The organism is Pseudomonas sp. 15C (genome assembly GCF_055484735.1).
This window is the reverse complement of the sequence record NZ_JBUDGD010000018.1, coordinates 11,826-33,086: the sequence shown is the minus strand read 5'-3', so window position 1 is coordinate 33,086 and position 21,261 is coordinate 11,826. Positions and strand designations below refer to the sequence as shown.

Below are 21,261 nucleotides of genomic sequence, written 5' to 3'. Positions count from 1 at the left end.
CGTGCGGCCTCGCCACAATCGCCACGAGGTACAGTGAGCGCGGTCACTTCGGATAAAGCGGCGGCAACCCACTGTCACCCACCGGATCCTGCACCCGCTCCGCCGGCGGTATCGTGCGGATCGCCCGCCACAAATCCTCACCCTGCCAATGCTGTCCCGTCTCGCTGTACAGCGCGCCATTCAAACCATCCAGCGCATCCGACAGCGGCACAAACCGCGCCGCCATGTCTGCCAGTGTTTCCGGCTGCTGCCGCGCCCACGCATCCAGTGCCTGACGCGTGGCTTGCGGATCATTGGCCTGGCTGGCGCGTTTGATGTCGTCCATTAGCGTGCGCGGGCTCGGGCCTGTCTGGGCGGCGCGGTGGATTGCCGGTTGCCAGCGGGCGCGCCACCACAGGCCGAAGCCGAGGAGGGTGGTGCAGGCGAGGATCAGCGTGCTGAGCTTCCACCACCACAGCACGTCGTTGTCGACTGAGCTCGGTTGCAGGGTGCCGGCCGGGGTGTCGATTTGCAGGCTCGGGTTGTTGGCCACTTGCAGGGTGCGCGCGGGCAGGCTGCTGTGTTCCAGGTGGTCTTCGAAGGTGTTCCACCACACCACGTCGACGGTTGGCAGATCGATCGCGCCGCTGCGATTGGGTACCAGCGCTTCGCGTTCTTCGCGACTGCCGATGAGGCCGCGCTCGCTGCTCTGGTTGCTCAGCACCGGTTGGTCGGGATAGCGGCGCAGGCCGGCGACGTCGGTGGCGGGCAGGGCGGGGAGTTGCGAGCTGGCGAGGCCTTCGACTTTCAGGGTCAGGCTGCGGGTCAGTGAGTCACCGACCTGAGTGTGTTCGGGCTCGGGGTTCCAGCTTTCGCTCAGGCTCAGGCTGCGCGCGGGTAGCCAGGGCGCGTCGACCGGGTAGGTCAGTGGCTTTGGTTTAACGGTCAGCGGGATTTCCGCGGAGCTCACGCGCATCATTTTGCCCGGCTTCGGCCCCTGAGCATTTGCGTCCTGAGACGGCTGCGTGTCGACCAGTGTGGCGCTGAAAGTCTGCGGCGCAATGGTCAGCAAGCCGCTGTGCTGCGGATAAATTGCATAGCGCATCTCGATCACGCCGTGGCGCACACCGTTGAGGTCTTTTTCGTAGGTGCGCGTGTCGCCGAGTTGTTCAATGCGCGCATCGGCGATGTGCAGCGGGGTAAGGCTGCTGTCGTCGTACAGCGACACCGAGTGATAGATACGCAGCGTTAGAATCGCCTGCGCTTGCACATAGACGCTGGACTGATCGAGGCTGGCTTCGATGAACACCGGGTCGAGGCTGTTTTTGCTTTCGCGGGTGTCGCTTTCAATGACTTGCACGGTGATCGGCTGGCTCTGCGCCTCGCCCAGTTGCAGCGGCGGAATCACCACGCTGCCGTTTTCTTTCGGCAGCAGAGTAATGATCCAGCGTGTGGTCGCGCGGTTGGCACCGTTGAGGGTATTCAACTGGTTGACCTGGCGTGTGCCGCGCACCTCGAACAGCGGCTCCAGCGCAGTCAGGTCGGGTTTTCCGAACTGTGTGACGTCATCCGTTTCGAGGGTGAGCTCGACCGTCTCGCCGGAGTTCAGGCGACTGCGATCCACACTGGCGGTCAGCTCGGTCGCCTGGGCGGTGGCCGTGCAGAGCAGCAGGGGCAGCAAGAGAGCGGTGAAGCGGGTCATCGAGTGTTTTCCTGATCCTGATGTTGTTGCTGTTCGTACCAGAATTTGCGCCGCAGCAGTTCTCCCGGATCGTCCGGGATCTTGCCCAGCCATTGTTCCAGTGCCTGACGCTGCTCGCCTTCGAGATTGTTCTCGCTCGGGCGCAGGGTTGGCACGGTGTCCGTTTCCTCGGCCTCGTTACTGCCCGGCACCTCATTGGGACCGGGCTGCGGCGGCGTTGTCGGTGGTGGTTCGCCGGGCGACTCGGTCGTTTGCGCCTCGCTCGGGCTTTCGCTGCTGACCGCTGGCGGCGGTGCGCTGGCAGGCGAAGATTCCTCGCCGGGCAGGCTGGGCTGTTCGCTCGGCTTGCTCTCTGGTTCAGCCGGCGGCGGGGCGTTTTTCTGCTTGAGCAGATTTTCCACCAGCGCCTTGTTGGTTTGCGCCGGACGCAGATCCGCTTGCAGTTCAAGCGCCTGTTCATAGGCGTCGATCGCCGCTTCCAGCTCGCCGCTTTTCGCCAAGGCATTGCCACGATTGTAGTGGGCGCGGGCATCGCTGCCTTCGGCAAAACGCTGGGCGGCGCCACTGTAGTCGCCGGCCTCGTACAACGCCACCCCTTGCCATTGGTGATCTTCAAAATGTTGTGCGGCTTCGGCCGGACGCTTTTGTTTGAGCAGGTGCAGGCCTTGTTGATCCGGGCGCAGCCACAGGTCTTCAAAGTCAAAAGCGTAGCTCGGTTGTGGCAGGCACAGCAGCAGCGGCAGGCAGAACAGCCAACCGCGACGCCCGGCACACGCGGCGAGCAACAACAGCGGCAGCAGCAGCCAGTAGCCCTGATCGGCCCAGGTGTCGAGGCGCACGGTCTGGCCATCATCGCGCAGGCTGCGCGGACCGCTGAGCAGGCCGAGCGCGCCGAGGTCGCCTTCGTCCAGCCGTGCAGCGTGGTATTCACCGCCAATGCTGTCGAGGAACGCCGCCAGACCCGGACTGTCGAGTTGCGGGACGCGAATCGCGCCTTGTTCGTCCTTGAGGAAACTGCCGTCCTCCTGGGCGATCGGCGCACCTTCGGCGGTGCCTATGCCGAGCATCAGCAGTTGCGCCGACTGCCCGCGCAGCGCCCGACGAATACCGTCGCGCTCTTGCTCATCGAGTGACGAGCCGATCAGCATAATCCGTCCCTGGCCGAGCGCACCCTGTTCCAGCAAAGCCAGGGCTTTGCTGACTGCCAGATCGGCGCGATGACCGCTTTGCGGCATCAGCGACGGTTTCAGCGCATCGAGCAGGTTGCGGCTGGTCGCCAGGTCATCCGACAGCGGCACCAGCGTGTGGGCGCTGCCGGCGTAGACGACAATGGCGGTCTGCGCATCGCTGCGCGCCTGCAACAGGTCAAAGAGCTTGCGCCGCGCCTGTTCCAGACGCGTCGGTGGCGAGTCGGTGGCGAGCATTTCTGCGGTCAGTTCCAGCACCACCACTAACGGGTCGGCCGGTTTCTGGCTGGTCTGTTCGACGCGCTGCCAGCTCGGCCCGAGCAGGGCCAGAATTGTCAGCAGCCACGCCATGCCGAGGGCGACCCACGGCAGTTTGCTGTCGCGGCCATTGCCGCCGCTGAGCAGGGTGGCGTGAAAGGCTGGCGGCAAAATCATCTGCCAGCGCCCGGCGCGTTTCTGCCGGTGCCAGAGCTGCCAGATCATCCAGCCCAGCAGTGGCAACAACAACAGCCACCAGGGACGGAACCAGTGCGGCCAGAGCGCGATCATCGACGCCTCCGCAAGCGCAGGCGCTTGAGGCGCTCGCGCCAGTCAGGCAGCGGACTTTGCAGATTCAGTTCCTTGTTGAGCAGGCGTTGCAGCGGATTGTCCGGCCACAGTTCGCGGGCGACCAATAACAGGCTCAACCACAGCGCCAAGGCCAGCGGCCAGTGATACAAGGCCTGGGCCGGGCGCGCCTGGGTCGGTTGCTGGGTCACCGGTTCGAGCTGGTCGAGGGTGTCCTTGATGGTTTGCAGCTCGAGGCCATCGTGGGCGCGGAAGTATTGCCCGCCGGTGACGTCGGCGATGGCTTTGAGCGCCGGCTCGTCGAGGTCCAGGCTCGGATTGACGCCGAGCAGGCCGGTGGAGCCGCTGTCTTCGGGGTTGGCGCCGATACCGATCGGGTAGATTTTCACGCCTTCGCTGGCAGCGAGTCGGGCGGCCGTCAGCGGATCGATTTCGCCGCCGTTGTTGGCACCGTCGGTCACCAGAATCAATACGCGGCTTTGTGCCGGACGCAGGCGCAGGCGTTTCAGCGCCAGACCGATCGCATCGCCAATCGCGGTGTTCTTGCCGGCGATGCCGATCCGCGCCTCGTCGAGCCAGATGCGCACCGTGCGCCGGTCAAAGGTCAGCGGCGCTTGCAGATACGCCTGGCTGCCGAACAGGATCAGGCCGACCCGGTCGCCCTCGCGGCTTTCGAGGAAATCGCCGAGCAAATGCTGGACCAGCGACAGGCGGCTGACTTCTTCGTCCTGCCATTGCATGTCAGGAAAGTCCATCGAACCGGATACGTCCACCGCCACCAGCAGATCGCGACCACTGGCGGCAATCGGCAGCGGCTCGCCGAGCCATTGCGGGCGCGCGGCGGCCACCAGCAACAACAACCACAACAGCATGAACGGCGCCTGTTGCCGCCACGCCGGCAAATTGGCCCGCGCGCGGCGGCGGGCGAGGCCTTCCAGATCCGCGAGAAAACTGACCTTGAGTGCTGGCTCGCCACTGTCGGCGACCGGCAGCACCAGACGCATCAGCCACGGCAGCGGCAACAGCACGAAAATCCACGGCCAGGCGAATTCAAACATGTTTGCGAATCCACGTGTCGACCGCCTGGGTCAGGCCGGCGATGGCTTTGTCGTCGAGTTTGCACTCCGGCTTGTAAGCGCCTTCGACCAGTACCATCCAGCGTGTCAGGCCCGCCGCCGGGCAGCGGTTGTCGAGGAACGCCAGCCATTTACGCCCGTTGAGGGTGTGGCTCTGGCTGTAGGGATAGTGGTTGCGACACAGCCGTTTGAGCAGGCCGTTGAGCTGCTGCAGCCAGGCGCCGGCCGGCGCGCCGTCATAGGGTTTGGGCATTTGCGCGAGTTCGGCGAGGGCGGCGATGCGCACGGGGTCGAGCGGCTGTTCGGCGCGCACCACCGGGCGTTTTCTGACCGGAATGAAACGGCGCAGCTTCCACACGGCGAAACCCAGCAGCGGCAACAGCAGCAATAACAGCCACCAGCCCGGCGCCGGTGGCCAGAAGCCGATCGGCGGCGGAGAAATCAGCGGCTGCAGTTGTTCAAGGCCGTTCATCGACCGGTCCCCGGCCGCTGCGGATTGAGGAATTCGCGCATCTGCTCGACCATTTCGTGCTGCGTGCTCAAGGGCATCAGCAGCACCCGCAGTTTCTGCGCGAGCAATTCCCAACGAGCGATGCGCGCCTCAGCCTGGGCGCGGTAGGTCTGGCGCAGGTCGAAGTTCAAGGTATCGAGTTCCAGTTGCGCGCCTTTCTGGGCAAAACGCAAAAGCCCGGCGGCGGGCAGGGCGTGATCGAGCGGGTCGGACAGCGGCAGCAGCAACAGGTCGCAATGTCGCGACAGCAGGCTCAGTTGCTGCTCGGCACTGTCGGATAACGCACGCTCATCGCAGATCACGATCACCAGACTGCCCGGGCGCAGCACTTCGCGCGCACGTCGCAGGGCTACGCCCAAGGCGTCACGATCCGGCTCACGCTCGCTGTGCAGCGACTGATTGACCTTGACCAGCCGGTTGAGCAATTGCAGCAGGCTCTGTTTGCTGCGCCGCGGCTTGATTTCGTAATGCTCGTTGTCTCCAAACACCAGCCCGCCGACGCGGTCGTTATGGCCCAGTGCGGCCCAGCCGATCAGCGCGGCCACTTGTGCCGCCAGCACCGACTTGAACATCAGCCCGGAGCCAAAAAACAGCCGCGTGCTTTGCTCGACCATGATGAAAATCGGTCGTTCGCGCTCTTCGTGGAACAGCTTGGTGTGCGGCTCCTGGGTGCGCGCCGTCACGCGCCAGTCGATGGTGCGCACATCGTCGCCGGCCTGATAGACCCGCACCTGATCGAAGTCGACGCCGCGTCCACGGAATTTCGAGTGATGCAGGCCGATCAGCGGGCTGCGCTGACTCGGCGTGGAAAACAGCTGCACCTCGCGTACGCGGTGACGCATCTCGATCAACTCTGTGAGGTTGATGCGGATACCGGGCTCGGCGGGCAGGGCGGCGTTCATGGGGATCAAGCGACGGCGACGACGTCGAGAATCCGCTGCACCACGCGGTCCTGATCGATGCCTGCGGCTTCGGCTTCAAACGACAGAATGATGCGGTGGCGCAACACGTCGAACAGCACCGCCTGAATGTCTTCCGGGCTGACGAAATCACGACCGGCCAGCCAGGCGTGAGCGCGGGCGCAACGGTCCAGCGCAATCGAACCGCGTGGGCTGGCGCCGTAGGCAATCCACTCGGCCATCTCCGGATCGAACTTGGCCGGGTTGCGCGTGGCCATGACCAGTTGCACCAGGTATTCCTCCACGGCGTCGGCCATGTACAAGCCAAGAATTTCCTTGCGCGCGGCGAAAATCGCCTGCTGGCTGACGCGGCGCTCGGGTTTGGTTTCGCCGTTCAGCGCTTCGCCCCGGGCCTGCTGCAGAATGCGCCGCTCGACGGCAGCGTCGGGGAAGCCGATCTTGACGTGCATGAGGAAACGGTCGAGCTGCGCTTCCGGCAGCGGATAGGTGCCTTCCTGCTCGATCGGATTCTGCGTGGCCATCACCAGAAACAGCGGCGACAGTTCGTAGGTGCTGCGTCCGACGCTGACCTGACGCTCGGCCATTGCTTCGAGCAACGCCGATTGCACCTTGGCCGGGGCACGGTTGATTTCGTCCGCCAGCACCAGGTTGTGGAAAATCGGCCCTTGCTGGAACACGAAGCTGCCGGTTTCCGGGCGATAGATCTCGGTGCCGGTGATGTCGGCTGGCAACAGGTCAGGGGTGAACTGGATGCGATGGAACTGGGCTTCGATGCCCTCGGCGAGTTCTTTGATCGCTTTGGTCTTGGCCAGCCCCGGAGCGCCCTCGACCAGCATGTGGCCGTCGGCGAGCAGGGCGATGAGCAAACGCTCGATGAGCTTTTCCTGGCCGAGAATCTGCGTTGAAAGAAAGGTTCGCAGCGCCAGCAGCGCTTCACGATGTTCCATCGGTGACGGTTCCTGCAAAGGGGTGGCCACAGGCGTTCGCTAACGCTGTGGCTGGGGGCGTTACTTTAATCCATCGCGGGGGGTGGCGACTAACGGCATTTTGCGCAAAGTGCGGGAAATGCCTGGGGGATTTGTCGGGATTTTGTAGCGGGGGCGTGCTGGGGTGGCAGTTCCGGCCCCATCGCTGGCAAGCCAGCTCCCACAGGTTCCTGCGTTGTGCGTGCTATCTGTGCAACACATCGATCACTGTGGGAGCTGGCTTGCCAGCGATGGGGCCAACCCAAACGGTATTAAACTTCGCTAATGAAGGTACCCGTCCCATCAAGGATGTTCTTGAGGGTCTCGACAACCTCATCCCTATCCACCATATCCGGATTGAAGCTGATCTCCAGCACATCATCCCCGTTCAACGCATCGGCATCTGCCGCAGCAATCTCAATCTTCAACAGACTCGCACTCAAGGTAACCTTGACCCCGTCGAGAGTAGAAGGCTCGCCATCCAGCGTGATCTCCAGCTCATCCTCGTCCGGGTAGCGGCTCATCAGGAACATCTCGCCCTTGTCGCTGTGGCAGCAGAGCATGGCCATGTTGTCTTCTTCGTCATCGCACGGGTTGACGATGAGGAGGGCGGTGGTCATTTGCATGGGAGGATTCCTGATGAGGCGCGAGAAAAAATACAAGTTTGCCACCCAAGGGAAATTTTTTCTGCTTTCGCGTGATTCTTTTCTAAGTGCTATCCATTTTTTTATGTTTTGGCAAGGGATGTAGTAAAGGCAGCGGTGTATAAGAATAGGCACCAGAAGAAAAAGGAAAAAAGATAGCGCTGCGTTGTGTGTGGAGAAGAAAACGATATTTAGCCCAAATAAATTTCCGTACTTGCCTTCGGCTGTTCCGAGATCGGTTGAGGTTAAATAAAAAAACCAGATGAACAGGGCTGAGAGAATCAGGCCGCTCAAAAGCACACATAGATATCGCTTGAGTGTCATCTGGTCGAACTGTCGCGAATCAAACTTTTCAATGAATGCATGGCGCATTGAGACGATAGCAAGTAATGGCCCGAAAACGGCAATGTAGTTTGCAGTCGCTTTTGAGCTAAAAGGGAAAAATGACGACCAAAAACCAATCAGCCCAAACAGTTGTTCGTCAAGAAAATTATCAATCGTCACATCCAGGCTTGATTGCGGCACGGCGGGAAGCACTAAATTTATGAGGAAAATAGGAGCGGTATAAACTCCGAGTGCAAGCAATGGCAAAGACTCTTTGAGTATTGTTTGTGTCATAAGCTGCACCCGGGCGCGAGGAAGTTTCATCGTCTTCATAGCGAGGGGGCGGAATTTAAAAAAACGACCCCTGCTACATTCTTATCGTTGGTCGGTCCATTTAGCGAATTGGTCAAGGATCAAGTCGTTTATTTTTTCGACATTTTTGGCATCCAAGAGGGACGCGATCAAGGCTATGATCAAGCCAACGGCGATGATACCTATCGCGCTAGCGGCAACGCCGGGATTGATCATCGGAACCAGTGCCGCCAGCGCCGCCCCTGCGCCCATGCCGACTGCAATGCTTTCCAGTTCAAGCATCAGAGGTTTCCAATTGCCGTCCTTGAAGCCAGTGACGGTCTTGTCGACCACCGAATGTGCCTGAACCATTTTGCCTGCAACACCAAATCCTTTCGCAAGCCGATTCACATGGTCCATGTAGGTAGCCTTGTCCAGCGCGTTGAGTGCTTCCACAACTGCTCGAGTGTCTTGTGGGCTAAGCTTCGCATGAGGGTTGGACCGCACCTTTTCAAAAGTTTGCATCGCCTCGTTGTAGTTTCTGATCTTCTTCCCGGTAATGTCCTTTTGCAGATCCATGACCACTTGGTGCAGATTGGCGCCGTATTTCTCGAAGATGTATTGGTTCGCGTCTGCGACAAAAGCTACTGCACGCTTGTGCTCATCGATTTGTCTGGATTGCTCCTCTTCTTCAATTCTCGCTTTCTCGTCAGCGATGCGTGTGGCCTCGGCAATGGCAGCCAGACGTGCCTGCTCTTGCGCCTGTTGGCGCGCTTGCTCGATCTGGCGAGCTGCATCAGCAGCTTGTTGCACGGCAATAGCCTCAGCCTGGCGACGTTCCACTTCTGCATACAACTTCGTTTGTCTGTTCTGAAGGCTTGCGATTTGATCGTTGAGGATCATTGCGTTGTAAGTGGCCTCCAGTTTTGCATATAGCTTCGCATTTTTAACAATCTTCAGTTGCTCTTGAAGTTCGTTATTTTTCCTGAATAATAATTCGTTGACTATGTTCAAGGTGCGTGAAAGCCATGCGTCGGGTGTCACGTTTGCAAGGGGAGGGTGCGTATTGTCGGTCTGGTTTAATTCAGACTGCAGAGTGGTTTCGAGATTTTGTTTACGTGCATGAAAGTCATTCTGGATGGCGAGGGTGAATCCATGCATTGGATTACCCAAAGGATAGTTCTTGCGGATGTCGCCGCGAATCTTGTTTGGGTTCAGATTGATGATTTCCCACGAGCCATCGCCGTAAGTGATTATTCCTGGTAATTCAAGTTGAGGCATTTGCAAGGTCCTTGCGCTTTTGAAGCCCGATCCGTCGGGCGTCAGGTGTTTCATATTGTTAGCGCTCTATGCAAATTCGAACAGGTCGCTATGTCCTAAAGTGTTCTGATAATCGTGTGGGGCATTTCGATGCGGTTTGTAAGAAAAGATGAAGCGTTTTTAACTGATTGTTTTTAAGTGATTTGTTTAAGTGAGTATTGATAAGTTCGGCAATACTGGATGGTGTGGTCAGTGCTCGCGGTAACGCTGTTTTCGAATAGTCACTGCGCCTGCAAACCGATCCGCGTCAACCGCCTGCGCTGAACCGGATGCGGCGATCAGGGTCCGTAAAAAGGCCGTAAGGGTTTTCGTTTCCGGATATGTAAGGTCCAAAAGGGGGAGGCTGGCACGGAAGTCCTGCAAATCCGGGCTTTCGAACCTGCGTTCTGCCTCTCGCCTGCTAGTGTTGAAGCAGGCTAAACCCAGCATTTACGTGCCGATGACCGAATATGTCGCAGCACCGCAAGCAGACACATTGTCGCACCCTTTAAGCTGCGCATCGGATGGGCACCCGTAAAGGCATTGTCCGCAGTCAGGACAGTCGCTTTTGCAGCTGCCCATCCAATGGAAGGTGAATGTGACCTGAGGGTCTCGTCCAGCTTCACCCACCTGTCACCCTGTTTCCTCTGCCCGAGAATCAGGAACAGGGCGACACAGGCCCCGAAAGGGGTGTTGCACGCGACGCTTTCCATCAATAACAAGCTTAAGCGGAGTACCACAGATGGCGTTCTTCACCGCAGCCAGCAAAGCCGACTTCCAGCACCAACTGCAAGCGGCACTGGCGCAGCACATCAGTGAACAGGCACTGCCACAAGTGGCGCTGTTCGCTGAACAATTCTTCGGCATCATTTCTCTGGACGAGCTGACTCAACGTCGTCTCTCCGACCTCGCTGGCTGTACTCTTTCCGCGTGGCGCCTGCTTGAGCGCTTCGATCACGCGCAACCGCAAGTGCGCGTCTACAACCCTGATTACGAACGCCACGGCTGGCAGTCGACCCACACCGCGGTCGAAGTCCTGCACCACGACCTGCCATTTCTGGTCGACTCGGTCCGCACCGAGCTGAACCGCCGCGGCTACAGCATCCACACCCTGCAAACCACCGTGCTTAGCGTACGCCGTGGCAGCAAGGGCGAGCTGCTGGAAATCCTGCCAAAAGGCAGCACCGGCGAAGATGTGCTGCACGAATCGCTGATGTACCTGGAAATCGACCGCTGCGCCAACGCGGCCGAGCTGAACGTGCTGAGCAAAGAGCTGGAACAGGTTCTCGGTGAAGTCCGCGTCGCGGTCGCCGATTTCGAGCCGATGAAGGCCAAGGTCCAGGAAATCCTCGGCAAGCTCGACGGCAGTGCATTCGCCATCGACGCCGATGAAAAGAACGAAATCAAAAGCTTCCTGGAATGGCTGGTGGGCAACCATTTCACCTTCCTCGGCTACGAAGAATTCGTGGTTACCGATCAGGCCGACGGCGGCCACATCGAGTATGACCAGAACTCCTTCCTCGGCCTGACCAAACTGCTGCGCACCGGCCTGACCTACGAAGACCTGCGCATCGAAGACTATGCCGTAGCCTACTTGCGTGAACCGACCCCGCTGTCGTTCGCCAAGGCCGCGCATCCGAGCCGTGTTCACCGTCCGGCTTACCCTGACTACGTGTCGATCCGCGAGATCGACGCCGACGGCAAGGTCATCAAGGAACACCGCTTTATGGGCCTGTACACCTCCTCGGTGTATGGCGAAAGCGTGCGGGTCATTCCGTTCATTCGTCGCAAGGTCGAAGAAATCGAGCGTCGCTCCGGCTTCCAGTCCAAGGCTCACCTGGGCAAGGAACTGGCGCAGGTGCTCGAAGTGCTGCCGCGTGACGACCTGTTCCAGACCCCGGTCGACGAACTGTTCACCACGGTGATGTCGATCGTGCAGATCCAGGAACGCAACAAGATCCGCGTGTTCCTGCGCAAAGACCCGTACGGGCGTTTCTGCTACTGCCTGGCCTACGTGCCGCGCGACATCTATTCCACCGAGGTTCGCCAGAAGATCCAGCAAGTGCTGATGGAGCGCCTGAAGGCCTCCGATTGCGAATTCTGGACGTTCTTCTCCGAGTCGGTACTGGCGCGCGTGCAGTTGATTCTGCGCGTCGACCCGAAAAACCGTCTCGACATCGACCCGGTGCTGCTGGAAAAAGAAGTGGTTCAGGCCTGCCGCAGCTGGCAGGACGACTACGCTGCACTGACCGTCGAAAGCTTCGGCGAAGCCCACGGCACCAACGTGCTGGCGGATTTCCCGAAAGGTTTCCCGGCTGGCTACCGCGAGCGTTTCGCTGCGCATTCGGCCGTGGTCGACATGCAGCACCTGCTGAGCCTCAACGAAAAGAATCCGCTGGTGATGAGCTTCTATCAGCCGTTGGGGCAGGTTTCCGGCCAGCGCGAGCTGCATTGCAAGCTGTATCACGCCGACACGCCGCTGGCGCTGTCCGACGTATTGCCGATCCTGGAAAACCTTGGCCTGCGCGTGCTGGGTGAATTTCCGTACCGTCTGCGTCATACCAATGGCCGCGAGTTCTGGATTCACGACTTTGCGTTCACCGCCGCTGAAGGCCTGGACCTCGACATCCAGCAACTCAACGACACCCTGCAGGACGCCTTCGTCCACATCGTAAGCGGCGATGCCGAAAACGATGCGTTCAACCGTCTGGTACTGACCGCCGGCCTGCCATGGCGCGACGTTGCGCTGCTGCGTGCTTACGCCCGTTACCTGAAGCAGATTCGTCTGGGCTTCGATCTGGGTTATATCGCCAGCACCCTGAACAACCACACCGACATCGCTCGCGAACTGACCCGGTTGTTCAAGACTCGCTTCTACCTGGCGCGCAAGCTCAGCGACGATGATCTCGAAGACAAGCAATTGCGTCTGGAACAAGCGATTCTGACTGCACTGGACGATGTTCAGGTGCTCAACGAAGACCGCATCCTGCGTCGTTACCTAGACCTGATCAAAGCCACGCTGCGCACCAACTTCTATCAGACCGACGCCAAGGGCCAGAACAAGTCGTACTTCAGCTTCAAGTTCAACCCGCACGCGATCCCTGAACTGCCGAAGCCGGTACCGAAGTTCGAAATCTTCGTCTACTCGCCACGCGTTGAAGGCGTGCACCTGCGCTTCGGTAACGTCGCACGTGGTGGCCTGCGCTGGTCCGACCGTGAAGAAGACTTCCGTACTGAAGTTCTCGGTCTGGTGAAAGCCCAGCAAGTGAAGAACTCGGTCATCGTGCCGGTGGGCGCGAAGGGCGGCTTCCTGCCGCGTCGTCTGCCACTGGGCGGCAGCCGTGACGAGATCGCGGCCGAGGGCATCGCCTGCTACCGCATCTTCATTTCCGGTCTGCTGGACATCACCGACAACCTGAAGGACGGCGCGCTGGTACCGCCGGCCAACGTTGTGCGCCATGACAACGATGACCCGTATCTGGTGGTGGCAGCGGATAAAGGCACTGCGACCTTCTCCGACATCGCCAACGGCATCGCCATCGACTACGGCTTCTGGCTGGGTGACGCGTTTGCTTCCGGTGGTTCGGCCGGTTACGACCACAAGAAAATGGGCATCACTGCCAAAGGCGCGTGGGTCGGCGTACAGCGCCACTTCCGCGAGCGCGGCATCAATGTTCAGGAAGACAGCATCACTGTGGTGGGCGTCGGCGACATGGCCGGTGACGTGTTCGGTAACGGCCTGTTGATGTCCGACAAGCTGCAACTGGTCGCGGCCTTCAACCATATGCACATCTTCATCGACCCGAATCCGAACCCGGCGACCAGCTTCGTCGAGCGTCAGCGTCTGTTCGACCTGCCGCGTTCGGCCTGGACCGACTACGACACCAGCATCATGTCCGAAGGTGGCGGGATCTTCTCGCGCAGTGCGAAGAGCATCGCGATCAGCCCGCAGATGAAAGAACGCTTCGACATCAAGGCCGACAAGCTGACCCCGACCGAACTGCTCAATGCCTTGCTCAAGGCCCCGGTGGATCTGCTGTGGAACGGCGGTATCGGCACGTACGTCAAGGCCAGCACCGAAAGCCACGCCGATGTCGGCGACAAGGCCAACGATGCATTGCGCGTGAACGGCAACGAGCTGCGCTGCAAAGTCGTGGGCGAGGGCGGTAACCTCGGCATGACCCAACTGGGTCGCGTGGAGTTCGGTCTCAATGGCGGCGGTTCCAACACCGACTTCATCGACAACGCCGGTGGTGTGGACTGCTCCGACCACGAAGTGAACATCAAGATCCTGCTGAACGAAGTGGTTCAGGCCGGCGACATGACCGACAAGCAACGCAACCAGTTGCTGGCGAGCATGACCGACGAAGTCGGCAATCTGGTGCTGGGCAACAACTACAAGCAGACTCAGGCCCTGTCCCTGGCGGCGCGTCGTGCCTATGCGCGCATCGCTGAGTACAAGCGTCTGATGAGCGATCTTGAAGGCCGCGGCAAGCTGGACCGCGCCATCGAGTTCCTGCCGACCGAAGAGCAACTGGCCGAGCGTATCGCTGAAGGCCACGGTCTGACGCGTCCAGAGCTGTCGGTGCTGATTTCCTACAGCAAGATCGACCTCAAGGAGCAACTGCTGGGCTCGCAGGTACCGGACGACGATTACCTGACCCGCGACATGGAAACGGCGTTCCCGCCGACCCTGGTCAGCAAGTTCTCCGAAGCCATGCGTCGTCACCGTCTGAAGCGCGAGATCGTCAGCACCCAGATCGCCAACGACCTGGTCAACCACATGGGCATCACCTTCGTTCAACGACTCAAAGAGTCGACCGGCATGAGCCCGGCGAATGTGGCCGGTGCTTATGTGATCGTGCGTGACATTTTCCATCTTCCGCACTGGTTCCGTCAGATCGAAGCGCTGGACTATCAGGTCTCCGCTGACGTGCAGCTGGAGCTGATGGACGAGCTGATGCGTCTGGGTCGCCGTGCCACGCGCTGGTTCCTGCGTGCCCGTCGCAACGAGCAGAACGCTGCCCGTGACGTCGCGCATTTCGGTCCGCACCTGAAAGAGCTGGGTCTGAAACTCGACGAGCTGCTGAGCGGCGAAATCCGCGAAAACTGGCAGGCGCGTTATCAGGCTTACGTCGCCGCCGGTGTGCCGGAATTGCTGGCGCGTATGGTTGCGGGCACTTCGCACCTGTACACGCTGCTGCCGATCATCGAAGCCTCGGACGTTACCGGGCAGAACCCGGCCGAGGTGGCCAAGGCCTACTTCGCCGTGGGTTCGGCGCTGGACATCACCTGGTACCTGCAACAGATCAGCGCACTGCCGGTTGAAAACAACTGGCAGGCGCTGGCCCGTGAAGCGTTCCGTGACGACGTCGACTGGCAGCAACGCGCGATCACCATCTCCGTCCTGCAACAGGGCGACGGCACCCAGGACGTGGAAACACGTCTGGCGCTGTGGATGGAACAGCACGAAAGCATGATCTCGCGCTGGCGCGCCATGCTGGTGGAAATCCGCGCCGCGAGCGGCACGGACTACGCCATGTACGCGGTGGCCAACCGCGAGCTGCTGGATCTGGCGTTGAGCGGGCAGACCATCGTGCCTGTGGCTGCTGCGAATGCCGAGCTTGAATTGGCGTAAGTAGTGGTTGAATGAGAAAGCCCCGGTATCGTGAGATGTCGGGGCTTTTTATTGTCGGTTATTTATTGAATGAGCTGATTACGCTTGAGCGTAGGGCACATTGGAAGTCGGATAATCGACATTCCGCTCAAGAATCTCCAGATTGAACGTCACCGGGTCACCCGGTGCGTCGCCATACGTGTAGACGTATACGTCTTCGCGTAATTGTCTATTGATGAAACCCGCGTTTCGAGCTCGCAGATAAACCGTTGCGTGACTGCCTTCAAGGCTGTCCAGGGTTACAAGTTCGCTATTGGAATTATAAAGATTGAACGACGTAGTATCACCACCCGCTGCCGGGAATGCGCCAAGAATACGATCATCATTCTTGCTGAAAAAATTACCAAAATAGTGACTGCTACGAATCTGAATATTGTAGTAATCATCGTAACAACGGAAGTAAGCCACTATGTGGACAGGGTTGATGCCGTTTTCGTAATAGGGCGCCATTATGTTTAGTCGCGAATAGGCATGAGCGGTAGTAAGAAGATGCCCCGACCCCTTCAACTCATCGGCATCAGGGTGTTGATCGAAGTACGTCATGCGCGTCGCGCTGCATGTAACTCTGGCTATGAAGGATTTCTCTACGTTAGCGCTCATAATGTTCTCGTCCATTCCTTGGCGATTATCAACAGTGTGAATGTCTGTTTAGCATTCGCGTATGGACATTAATGGGTGCTACTGACGAAGTCCAAAAGGATTACGTGTGGGGATATGTACGGGCGACAAAACTTCGCCAGTGCAACTCCCACACCTGGAAACCATTCTAAAATGTGGGAGCGAGCCTGCTAGCGAAAGATCCTTTGTTATCGATACAAGCCCTGATCCTTCGATAAGCGTTTTCTGCTATTGCTGATCCGGCAGCCATTAGTCTTTCAGCGGGATCAGCACGGGTTCATCGGGGGCCAGGACCATGAACACCAACAACCTGGCAGGCTTGCTCTGGCTGGCGTTTTTCGACACCAGATGCTCGGAGCCGGCCGGTTCGTACCAGAACTGACCCTTCTTGTACGTGATGGGTTGTTCACCTTTGACCTGGGAAATTACTTCGCCTTCCAGCACATACGCCATCGCTGTGCCGTCGTGTTTGTGGGCGATGGACGACTGGCCAGGCGGGTAGTCGACCTCGATCATCATGGCTTTTTTGCCGGGGGCGTTTTTGAGGAGTTGCTCTTGCAGCACGGTGACTTTTTCCGAGGGGTCGTGGGCCAGGGCAGCGTTCGAAAGGCTGAAGGCGAGGGCGGCGGCGAGCAGGGGCAGGGCTTTCATGGCAGGTTACCTGTGATGATGGGTGTTGCTGATCACAGTAGTCCGCAGTCTGGAGCATTCAAACGGCCAATGTTCGGGAAGATGGGGTGACCAATTGGCGGTGTCAGAGGGATTTGCGGCGCGGCGCAATACGCCTTCGCGAGCAGGCTCGCTCCCACAGGGATTCGGGGATTGGGTGAGATTTGTGGCTTGGCAAATACCCATGCAGGAGTGAGCCTGCTCGCGATAGCGGTGGGTCAGACAATACCAATGTTGACCAGGCTGACGCCTTCGCGAGCAGGCTCGCTCCCATAGGGTTCGAGGTTGCTCACCTGTCTCGTCAGCAACACGTAACCTTGTGGGAGCGAGCCTGCTCGCGAAGGGGCCGGTTCAGACGATGGGAAAGCTGTTGAAATCCACACTATTGGCCAAGCGGCTATCGATCAGGTCGATAAACCCCTGCGCCTCGGGCCGGTTGAAATGCGCCTGCATCGCCGCTTCCGACTGCCAGCGCGCGCTGGCAGTCCAGCGGTGGCTGTCCTCTGGGCAGCGGTCGACCAGGTAGGAATCGCAGCCCGGGGTTTCGCGCAGGGTGTCGACGATTCTCTGCAACTGCTTGCCCAGCTCCTCCGAACGGCCGGCGACAGCCTGCACCTGCACGGTGTTGATCACTTCGTTGGACATTGCTCACACTCCTGAATCAGGCCGGACGAATCCTGCTCATTGAGGGATAACGCCTGTGCAGAATAGGCCTGCAACCCTCGAAGACCAATAACCAATCGGCGGTTAAATCCTCAGGCCAATGGCTCAGGTGAGCTGTTCGAGGATGTCGCGCAGGCGATCCAGCGCGGTGTCGATGTCCAGGGTTTCGATCGCGCCGAAGCCGAAATACAGACCGTTTTTCGCCGGTTGCTGGTAATAGAAACCGTTGATCGCGTACAGGCCAACCTCGACCTTTTTCGCCAGCTCGATCACCAGCGGCAAGTCGATCGGCACCTTGCACCACACCGTCATGTGGAAACCGGCACTCGGTGGCACCGCTTCCAGCCACGGCGACAGATCGTCCGCCATGCGCGCCAGAATGCGCTCGCGGCGCTGAGCGTAAATGGTGTGACAGCGGCGAATATGCTTGAGCAGGCAGCCCTCGGCAATGAACTTGGCCAGCGCCCATTGCGGCAGGGTCGAGGCGTGCAAGTCGGTAAGCTGCTTGGCGCGGATCACCGCTTCGAGGATCGCCGGCGGCAGAATCGCGTAACCCAGACGCAGCTCCGGCAGCAGGGTCTTCGAAAAGGTGCCGACGTAGGCAACGATGCCGCGCTGGTCGAGGCTGAACAGCGAATCGGTCGGCCGGCCTTCGTAGCGGAATTCGCTGTCGTAATCGTCCTCGATGACGATTGCGCCCAGCTCATAGGCGCGGGCCAGCAGGGCTTCGCGGCGCGCGTGGCTCATCCGCATGCCCAGCGGGAACTGGTGCGATGGCGTGACATAGATGAGGCGCGTGCCATCGGGAATGTGCTCGACCTGCATGCCTTCGGCATCGACCGGAACGCCGATGACTTCGGCGCCATGGGTGCCAAACAGCAGGCGAGCCGGCGGATAACCGGGATCTTCCATCGCCACGATGCTGCCGGGGCGAGTGAGCACGCGGCTGATCAGGTCCAGCGCCTGTTGCGCGCCGTTGCACACGACAATGTCCTCGTCCTGGCAATTGACCCCGCGGGAAAAGGCGATGTGTCGGGCAATCGCGTTGCGCAGCGCCGGCAGGCCTTCGGGCAGGCTGTAGAAGCCCTTGGACTGGGCCATCTGGCGCATGGCGTGGGACACGCAGCGGCGCCAGTCATCGTGGGGGAACTGGCCCTTGCTGGTAGCGCCGCCGATGAAGTCGTAGCGCAGCGAACCTTCCAGCGTCGGATGGCGCAAGAATACCGGCAGATTGCACCAGCTCTCGATCACCTCGGCGCTGGCCAGTTCACTGTGGCTCTGCTTGCGCTGGATTTGCGCCGGGCGGGCGTTGACGTAGGTGCCTTTGCCGATGACCCCGGTGAGGAAGTTTTCGTAGGTCAGCTGCGCATAGGTGTCGGAGATGGTCTTTCGTGAGATGCCCAATTGCTCGGCGAGCAAACGGCTGGGCGGCAATTGCGTGCCCGCCGCCAGCCGCCCGGATTCGATCGCCCCGCGCAGTTGTCGATACAACTGACCGGCCAGGTCCTTGCGGCCGTTGATCACGACATGAAGTTCCATACCGACAGGGCTCCGGGGGCGATGAGTGAAGTGTCGGGCAGATTACTGCTATTGGCCGATTGGCAATAGTTGCCTACCGCAAATACCCGGAATTGGCCTACAACCCCTGTAGGAGTGAGCCTGCTCGCGATAGCGGTGTGTCAGGCACCAATTAACCAACCGACACACCGCTATCGCGAGCAGGCTCACTCCTACAGGGGATCGCGTGATTCCGAGATTAATGGTGTAGCCATAAATCGAAATATTGGGGCTGTAACCCGCGCCCGCCAACGCTTACGGTGCACTCATCATTCCGTCCACCGAGACCTGCCCATGTCCCCGCGCCTGGATTACTACAACGCTTCGCCCAAGGCGATGAAAGCGATGATTGCCATGGAGGCGCTGACCGCCAACCTGAGTATCGAGCCGCCGCTGCTGCAATTGATCCGGATCCGCGCCTCGCAGCTCAACGGCTGCGCATTCTGCACCGACATGCATTCGGTGGACGCGCGGCGGGCCGGGGAGAGTGATCGACGGCTGTATGCGATTGCGGTGTGGCGCGACAGCAACTTCTTTAACCCGCGCGAGCGAGCTGCGCTGGCGTGGGCGGAAGCGGTGACGCTGCTGGCGGACAGTCGCGTGCCGGATGACGTTTATCAGCAGGCGCGTGAGCAGTTCAGCGAAGGAGAGCTGGTTGACCTGACCATGGCGGTGACCACGATCAACAGTTGGAATCGCTTGGCGGTGAGTTTTCGCCAGGTGCCGAGCGACTAAGGCACCGCTGATCGTTTCCACGCTCTGCGTGGGAACGCCGCCACGGACGCTCCGCGTTCGGCTCTGGAGGGGACGCGGAGCGTCCCGGGCTGCATTCCCACGCGGAGCGTGGGAACGATCAGTGAGCGGGTGGGGTTATTGCGGTGGGCGTTGCGGTTTCACCGATGTGCCGAAGGTATTGCCCATTCGCGTGCTGGTCGCGGCTGGTGTCGCCAGGCCGACCTGATTCGGCGCTCGTTTGTGCACCGGCACATTCAGCGCTTCCAGATTCTTCTGCGCCGCCGCTGCGCCTTCGGGATTGTTGCCCATTTGCTGGCTCAGGCAATCGTAGTTCGGCGCATTATAGCCGCCGACCGACACCTCCACGCAACCCAGCGGTTCCTCTGCATAAGCGCCAGACACGGCGGTCAGCAACAGCCCGCCGAGAGTAATTCGCCACAGTGTTTTCATGCTCGCCTCCTGGCCGGCCAATGCGGCCGCGCGATGCCTTGAGTCTAGTGCAAGCCTTGCGTAATTCCCGTGATGGTTTTTTTGCACCGGCCGTCACACCAGATTCATAAACAGCCCTCAGGATGACGATTTTCAAGGATTCGTCAGCCGTGCAGCGAGGCACTTCCCGAGGCGGTTTTCAGCGTTCAACGATTATTGTGCGCCGGATCTGTCTGGGGTGGTTGCTTGGCTGCGCGGCGAGCCCGGTCGGCGCGCAACCGACGCCGGCGGACGTGCGCATGACGCTGCACATTCCGGCGCAGGACCTCGCGCATGCCTTGGACCAGTACAGCCACGCCACCGGCGTCGCGGTGCTGGTCGACAGTCAGTTGAGTCGCGGCCGCCGCTCGTTGGCGGTGGACGGTGAATACACCGCCGCCGATGCCTTGCGTCGACTGCTCGGCGGCAGTGGCTTGATGGCGCGGTATGCCCGCGCCGACGCGTTTACCCTGCAAGTGGCGCAGGTCGAAGACGTGCCGGAGCCGCCGCCAAAGCAGTCGGCGGAAAGCATCGCCGTCAGCCGCAGTTACGCCACGGCGGTGCAGGCCGCGGTCGAGCGCAATCTGTGTCGCTCGCCGCTGACCCGGCCGGGCAGTTACCGCGCGCTGTTGCAGGTCTGGGTCGGGCGCGACGGCGTGGTGCAACACAACCGGTTGGTCACTTCGACCGGCGATGTACGGCGCGACAACGCGCTGGTGGAAAGCTTTCGCCAATTCAGGATCGACCGGCCGACGCCCAGTGCCTTGCGTCAGCCGGTCACGTTGCTGTTGTTACCGGAGTCTTCAGGGAAACGCATGGAATGCACCACATGGGAAGGAGTTTCCGGGGGATGAAAGACACCGGACAAGGGTCGCTGGCGCAGCTGTTTCTGACGTCCTATGAGGACTTTCGCGGACGTCTGCGCCGACGTCTCGGCTCGGAGGACCTGGCCAACGACGTGCTGCACGAAACCTGGCTGCGCGTCGACCGCATGGAGACGCCGCCGAACGTCCTGCGGCCCAATGCCTACCTCTATCGCATGGCTCTGAACATCGCCGCCGACCGGCGTCAGGCCGACGCGCGCCTGCTCACCGGCGAGGAAGTCGAAGAGCTGCTGCAGATCGGCGACGAATCGCTCGATCCGTCGCGGGTGGTCGGCGGGCAAAAGGAAATCCAGTCACTGCTCAGCGCCCTTTACGAATTGCCCGCGCGACGCCGACGGATCTTCATCGCCGCACGCCTGGAAGAGGCGCCGCACCTGGAAATCTCCGAGCGTTTCGGCATCTCCACGCGCATGGTCGAGAAGGAAATCAAAGCCGCGTTGGGCTACTGCGCAGCGAAACTGGAAAGAAAAGTGTTTCAACGGTTCGGTCGCGGGGCCGGAAAACCGTCTTCTGAATAGAGCCCGA

At 60.2% G+C, this 21,261-nt stretch carries 17 protein-coding genes; 4 read left to right on the top strand and 13 right to left on the bottom strand.

The genetic code is table 11. The annotated features are described in order from the left end of the window. Positions 1 to 43: 43 nt before the first annotated feature. The 8 genes from ACYYKW_RS12125 to ACYYKW_RS12090 form a co-directional block, all read right to left on the bottom strand. Positions 44 to 1,681, bottom strand: a complete 1,638-nt coding sequence (locus tag ACYYKW_RS12125; protein WP_464990225.1) for a BatD family protein — start codon at positions 1,679 to 1,681, stop codon at positions 44 to 46. Further along, positions 1,678 to 3,417, bottom strand: coding sequence for a tetratricopeptide repeat protein (locus ACYYKW_RS12120; RefSeq protein ID WP_464990224.1), 1,740 nt, complete (start codon positions 3,415 to 3,417; stop codon positions 1,678 to 1,680). Before ACYYKW_RS12120 ends, ACYYKW_RS12125 begins: the two co-directional genes overlap by 4 nt. Then, positions 3,414 to 4,493, bottom strand: coding sequence for a vWA domain-containing protein (locus ACYYKW_RS12115; RefSeq protein WP_090282949.1), 1,080 nt, complete (start codon positions 4,491 to 4,493; stop codon positions 3,414 to 3,416). Before ACYYKW_RS12115 ends, ACYYKW_RS12120 begins: the two co-directional genes overlap by 4 nt. Continuing rightward, positions 4,486 to 4,983, bottom strand: a complete 498-nt coding sequence (locus tag ACYYKW_RS12110; RefSeq protein ID WP_093102163.1) for a DUF4381 domain-containing protein — start codon at positions 4,981 to 4,983, stop codon at positions 4,486 to 4,488. Before ACYYKW_RS12110 ends, ACYYKW_RS12115 begins: the two co-directional genes overlap by 8 nt. Continuing rightward, positions 4,980 to 5,924, bottom strand: coding sequence for a DUF58 domain-containing protein (locus ACYYKW_RS12105; RefSeq protein WP_464990223.1), 945 nt, complete (start codon positions 5,922 to 5,924; stop codon positions 4,980 to 4,982). Before ACYYKW_RS12105 ends, ACYYKW_RS12110 begins: the two co-directional genes overlap by 4 nt. 5 nt (positions 5,925 to 5,929) lie before the next feature. Further along, positions 5,930 to 6,889 (bottom strand): AAA family ATPase, encoded by a 960-nt coding sequence (locus tag ACYYKW_RS12100; protein WP_007913915.1) that lies wholly within the window; start codon positions 6,887 to 6,889, stop codon positions 5,930 to 5,932. A 290-nt stretch (positions 6,890 to 7,179) separates the two neighbouring features. Further along, the gene (locus ACYYKW_RS12095) at positions 7,180 to 7,533 is read right to left on the bottom strand and encodes a hypothetical protein (RefSeq protein WP_093106803.1); all 354 of its coding nucleotides are present in this window, start codon (positions 7,531 to 7,533) and stop codon (positions 7,180 to 7,182) included. 717 nt (positions 7,534 to 8,250) lie between these two features. Then, positions 8,251 to 9,447: a colicin-like pore-forming protein gene (locus ACYYKW_RS12090; protein ID WP_464990222.1), complete on the bottom strand. Its 1,197-nt coding sequence runs from the start codon at positions 9,445 to 9,447 to the stop codon at positions 8,251 to 8,253. Positions 9,448 to 10,207: 760 nt separating this feature from the next. Here ACYYKW_RS12090 and ACYYKW_RS12085 point away from each other — a divergent pair. Continuing rightward, the gene (locus ACYYKW_RS12085) at positions 10,208 to 15,103 is read left to right on the top strand and encodes an NAD-glutamate dehydrogenase (protein ID WP_093102158.1); all 4,896 of its coding nucleotides are present in this window, start codon (positions 10,208 to 10,210) and stop codon (positions 15,101 to 15,103) included. Between the two features lie 78 nt (positions 15,104 to 15,181). Here ACYYKW_RS12085 and ACYYKW_RS12080 read toward each other — a convergent pair whose 3' ends face one another. From ACYYKW_RS12080 to pdxR, 4 genes are all read right to left on the bottom strand, one after another. Next, positions 15,182 to 15,742 carry a hypothetical protein gene (locus ACYYKW_RS12080; RefSeq protein WP_464990221.1) on the bottom strand — a complete coding sequence of 187 codons (561 nt, stop codon included), beginning with the start codon at positions 15,740 to 15,742 and terminating at the stop codon, positions 15,182 to 15,184. 267 nt (positions 15,743 to 16,009) lie between these two features. Next, entirely contained in the window at positions 16,010 to 16,411 is a 402-nt protein-coding gene (locus ACYYKW_RS12075) for a cupin domain-containing protein (protein WP_464990220.1), read from the bottom strand. 369 nt (positions 16,412 to 16,780) lie between these two features. Then, complete coding sequence (locus ACYYKW_RS12070; protein WP_464990219.1) at positions 16,781 to 17,074, bottom strand: antibiotic biosynthesis monooxygenase family protein; 294 nt, start codon at positions 17,072 to 17,074, stop codon at positions 16,781 to 16,783. A gap of 123 nt (positions 17,075 to 17,197) precedes the next feature. Beyond that, complete coding sequence (gene pdxR, locus ACYYKW_RS12065; protein ID WP_464990218.1) at positions 17,198 to 18,631, bottom strand: MocR-like pyridoxine biosynthesis transcription factor PdxR; 1,434 nt, start codon at positions 18,629 to 18,631, stop codon at positions 17,198 to 17,200. Between the two features lie 312 nt (positions 18,632 to 18,943). On the opposite strand from pdxR, the gene ACYYKW_RS12060 reads away from it, so the two are divergent. Further along, positions 18,944 to 19,384, top strand: coding sequence for a carboxymuconolactone decarboxylase family protein (locus ACYYKW_RS12060; protein WP_090282959.1), 441 nt, complete (start codon positions 18,944 to 18,946; stop codon positions 19,382 to 19,384). A gap of 135 nt (positions 19,385 to 19,519) precedes the next feature. On the opposite strand, the gene ACYYKW_RS12055 is transcribed toward ACYYKW_RS12060, so the two are convergent. Then, positions 19,520 to 19,834: a hypothetical protein gene (locus tag ACYYKW_RS12055; protein ID WP_464990217.1), complete on the bottom strand. Its 315-nt coding sequence runs from the start codon at positions 19,832 to 19,834 to the stop codon at positions 19,520 to 19,522. A gap of 122 nt (positions 19,835 to 19,956) precedes the next feature. Between ACYYKW_RS12055 and ACYYKW_RS12050 the strand changes: the two genes are divergently transcribed. Beyond that, the gene (locus tag ACYYKW_RS12050) at positions 19,957 to 20,706 is read left to right on the top strand and encodes a secretin and TonB N-terminal domain-containing protein (RefSeq protein WP_418951605.1); all 750 of its coding nucleotides are present in this window, start codon (positions 19,957 to 19,959) and stop codon (positions 20,704 to 20,706) included. After that, positions 20,703 to 21,254, top strand: a complete 552-nt coding sequence (locus ACYYKW_RS12045; protein WP_464990216.1) for an RNA polymerase sigma factor — start codon at positions 20,703 to 20,705, stop codon at positions 21,252 to 21,254. Before ACYYKW_RS12050 ends, ACYYKW_RS12045 begins: the two co-directional genes overlap by 4 nt. Positions 21,255 to 21,261: the final 7 nt, after the last annotated feature.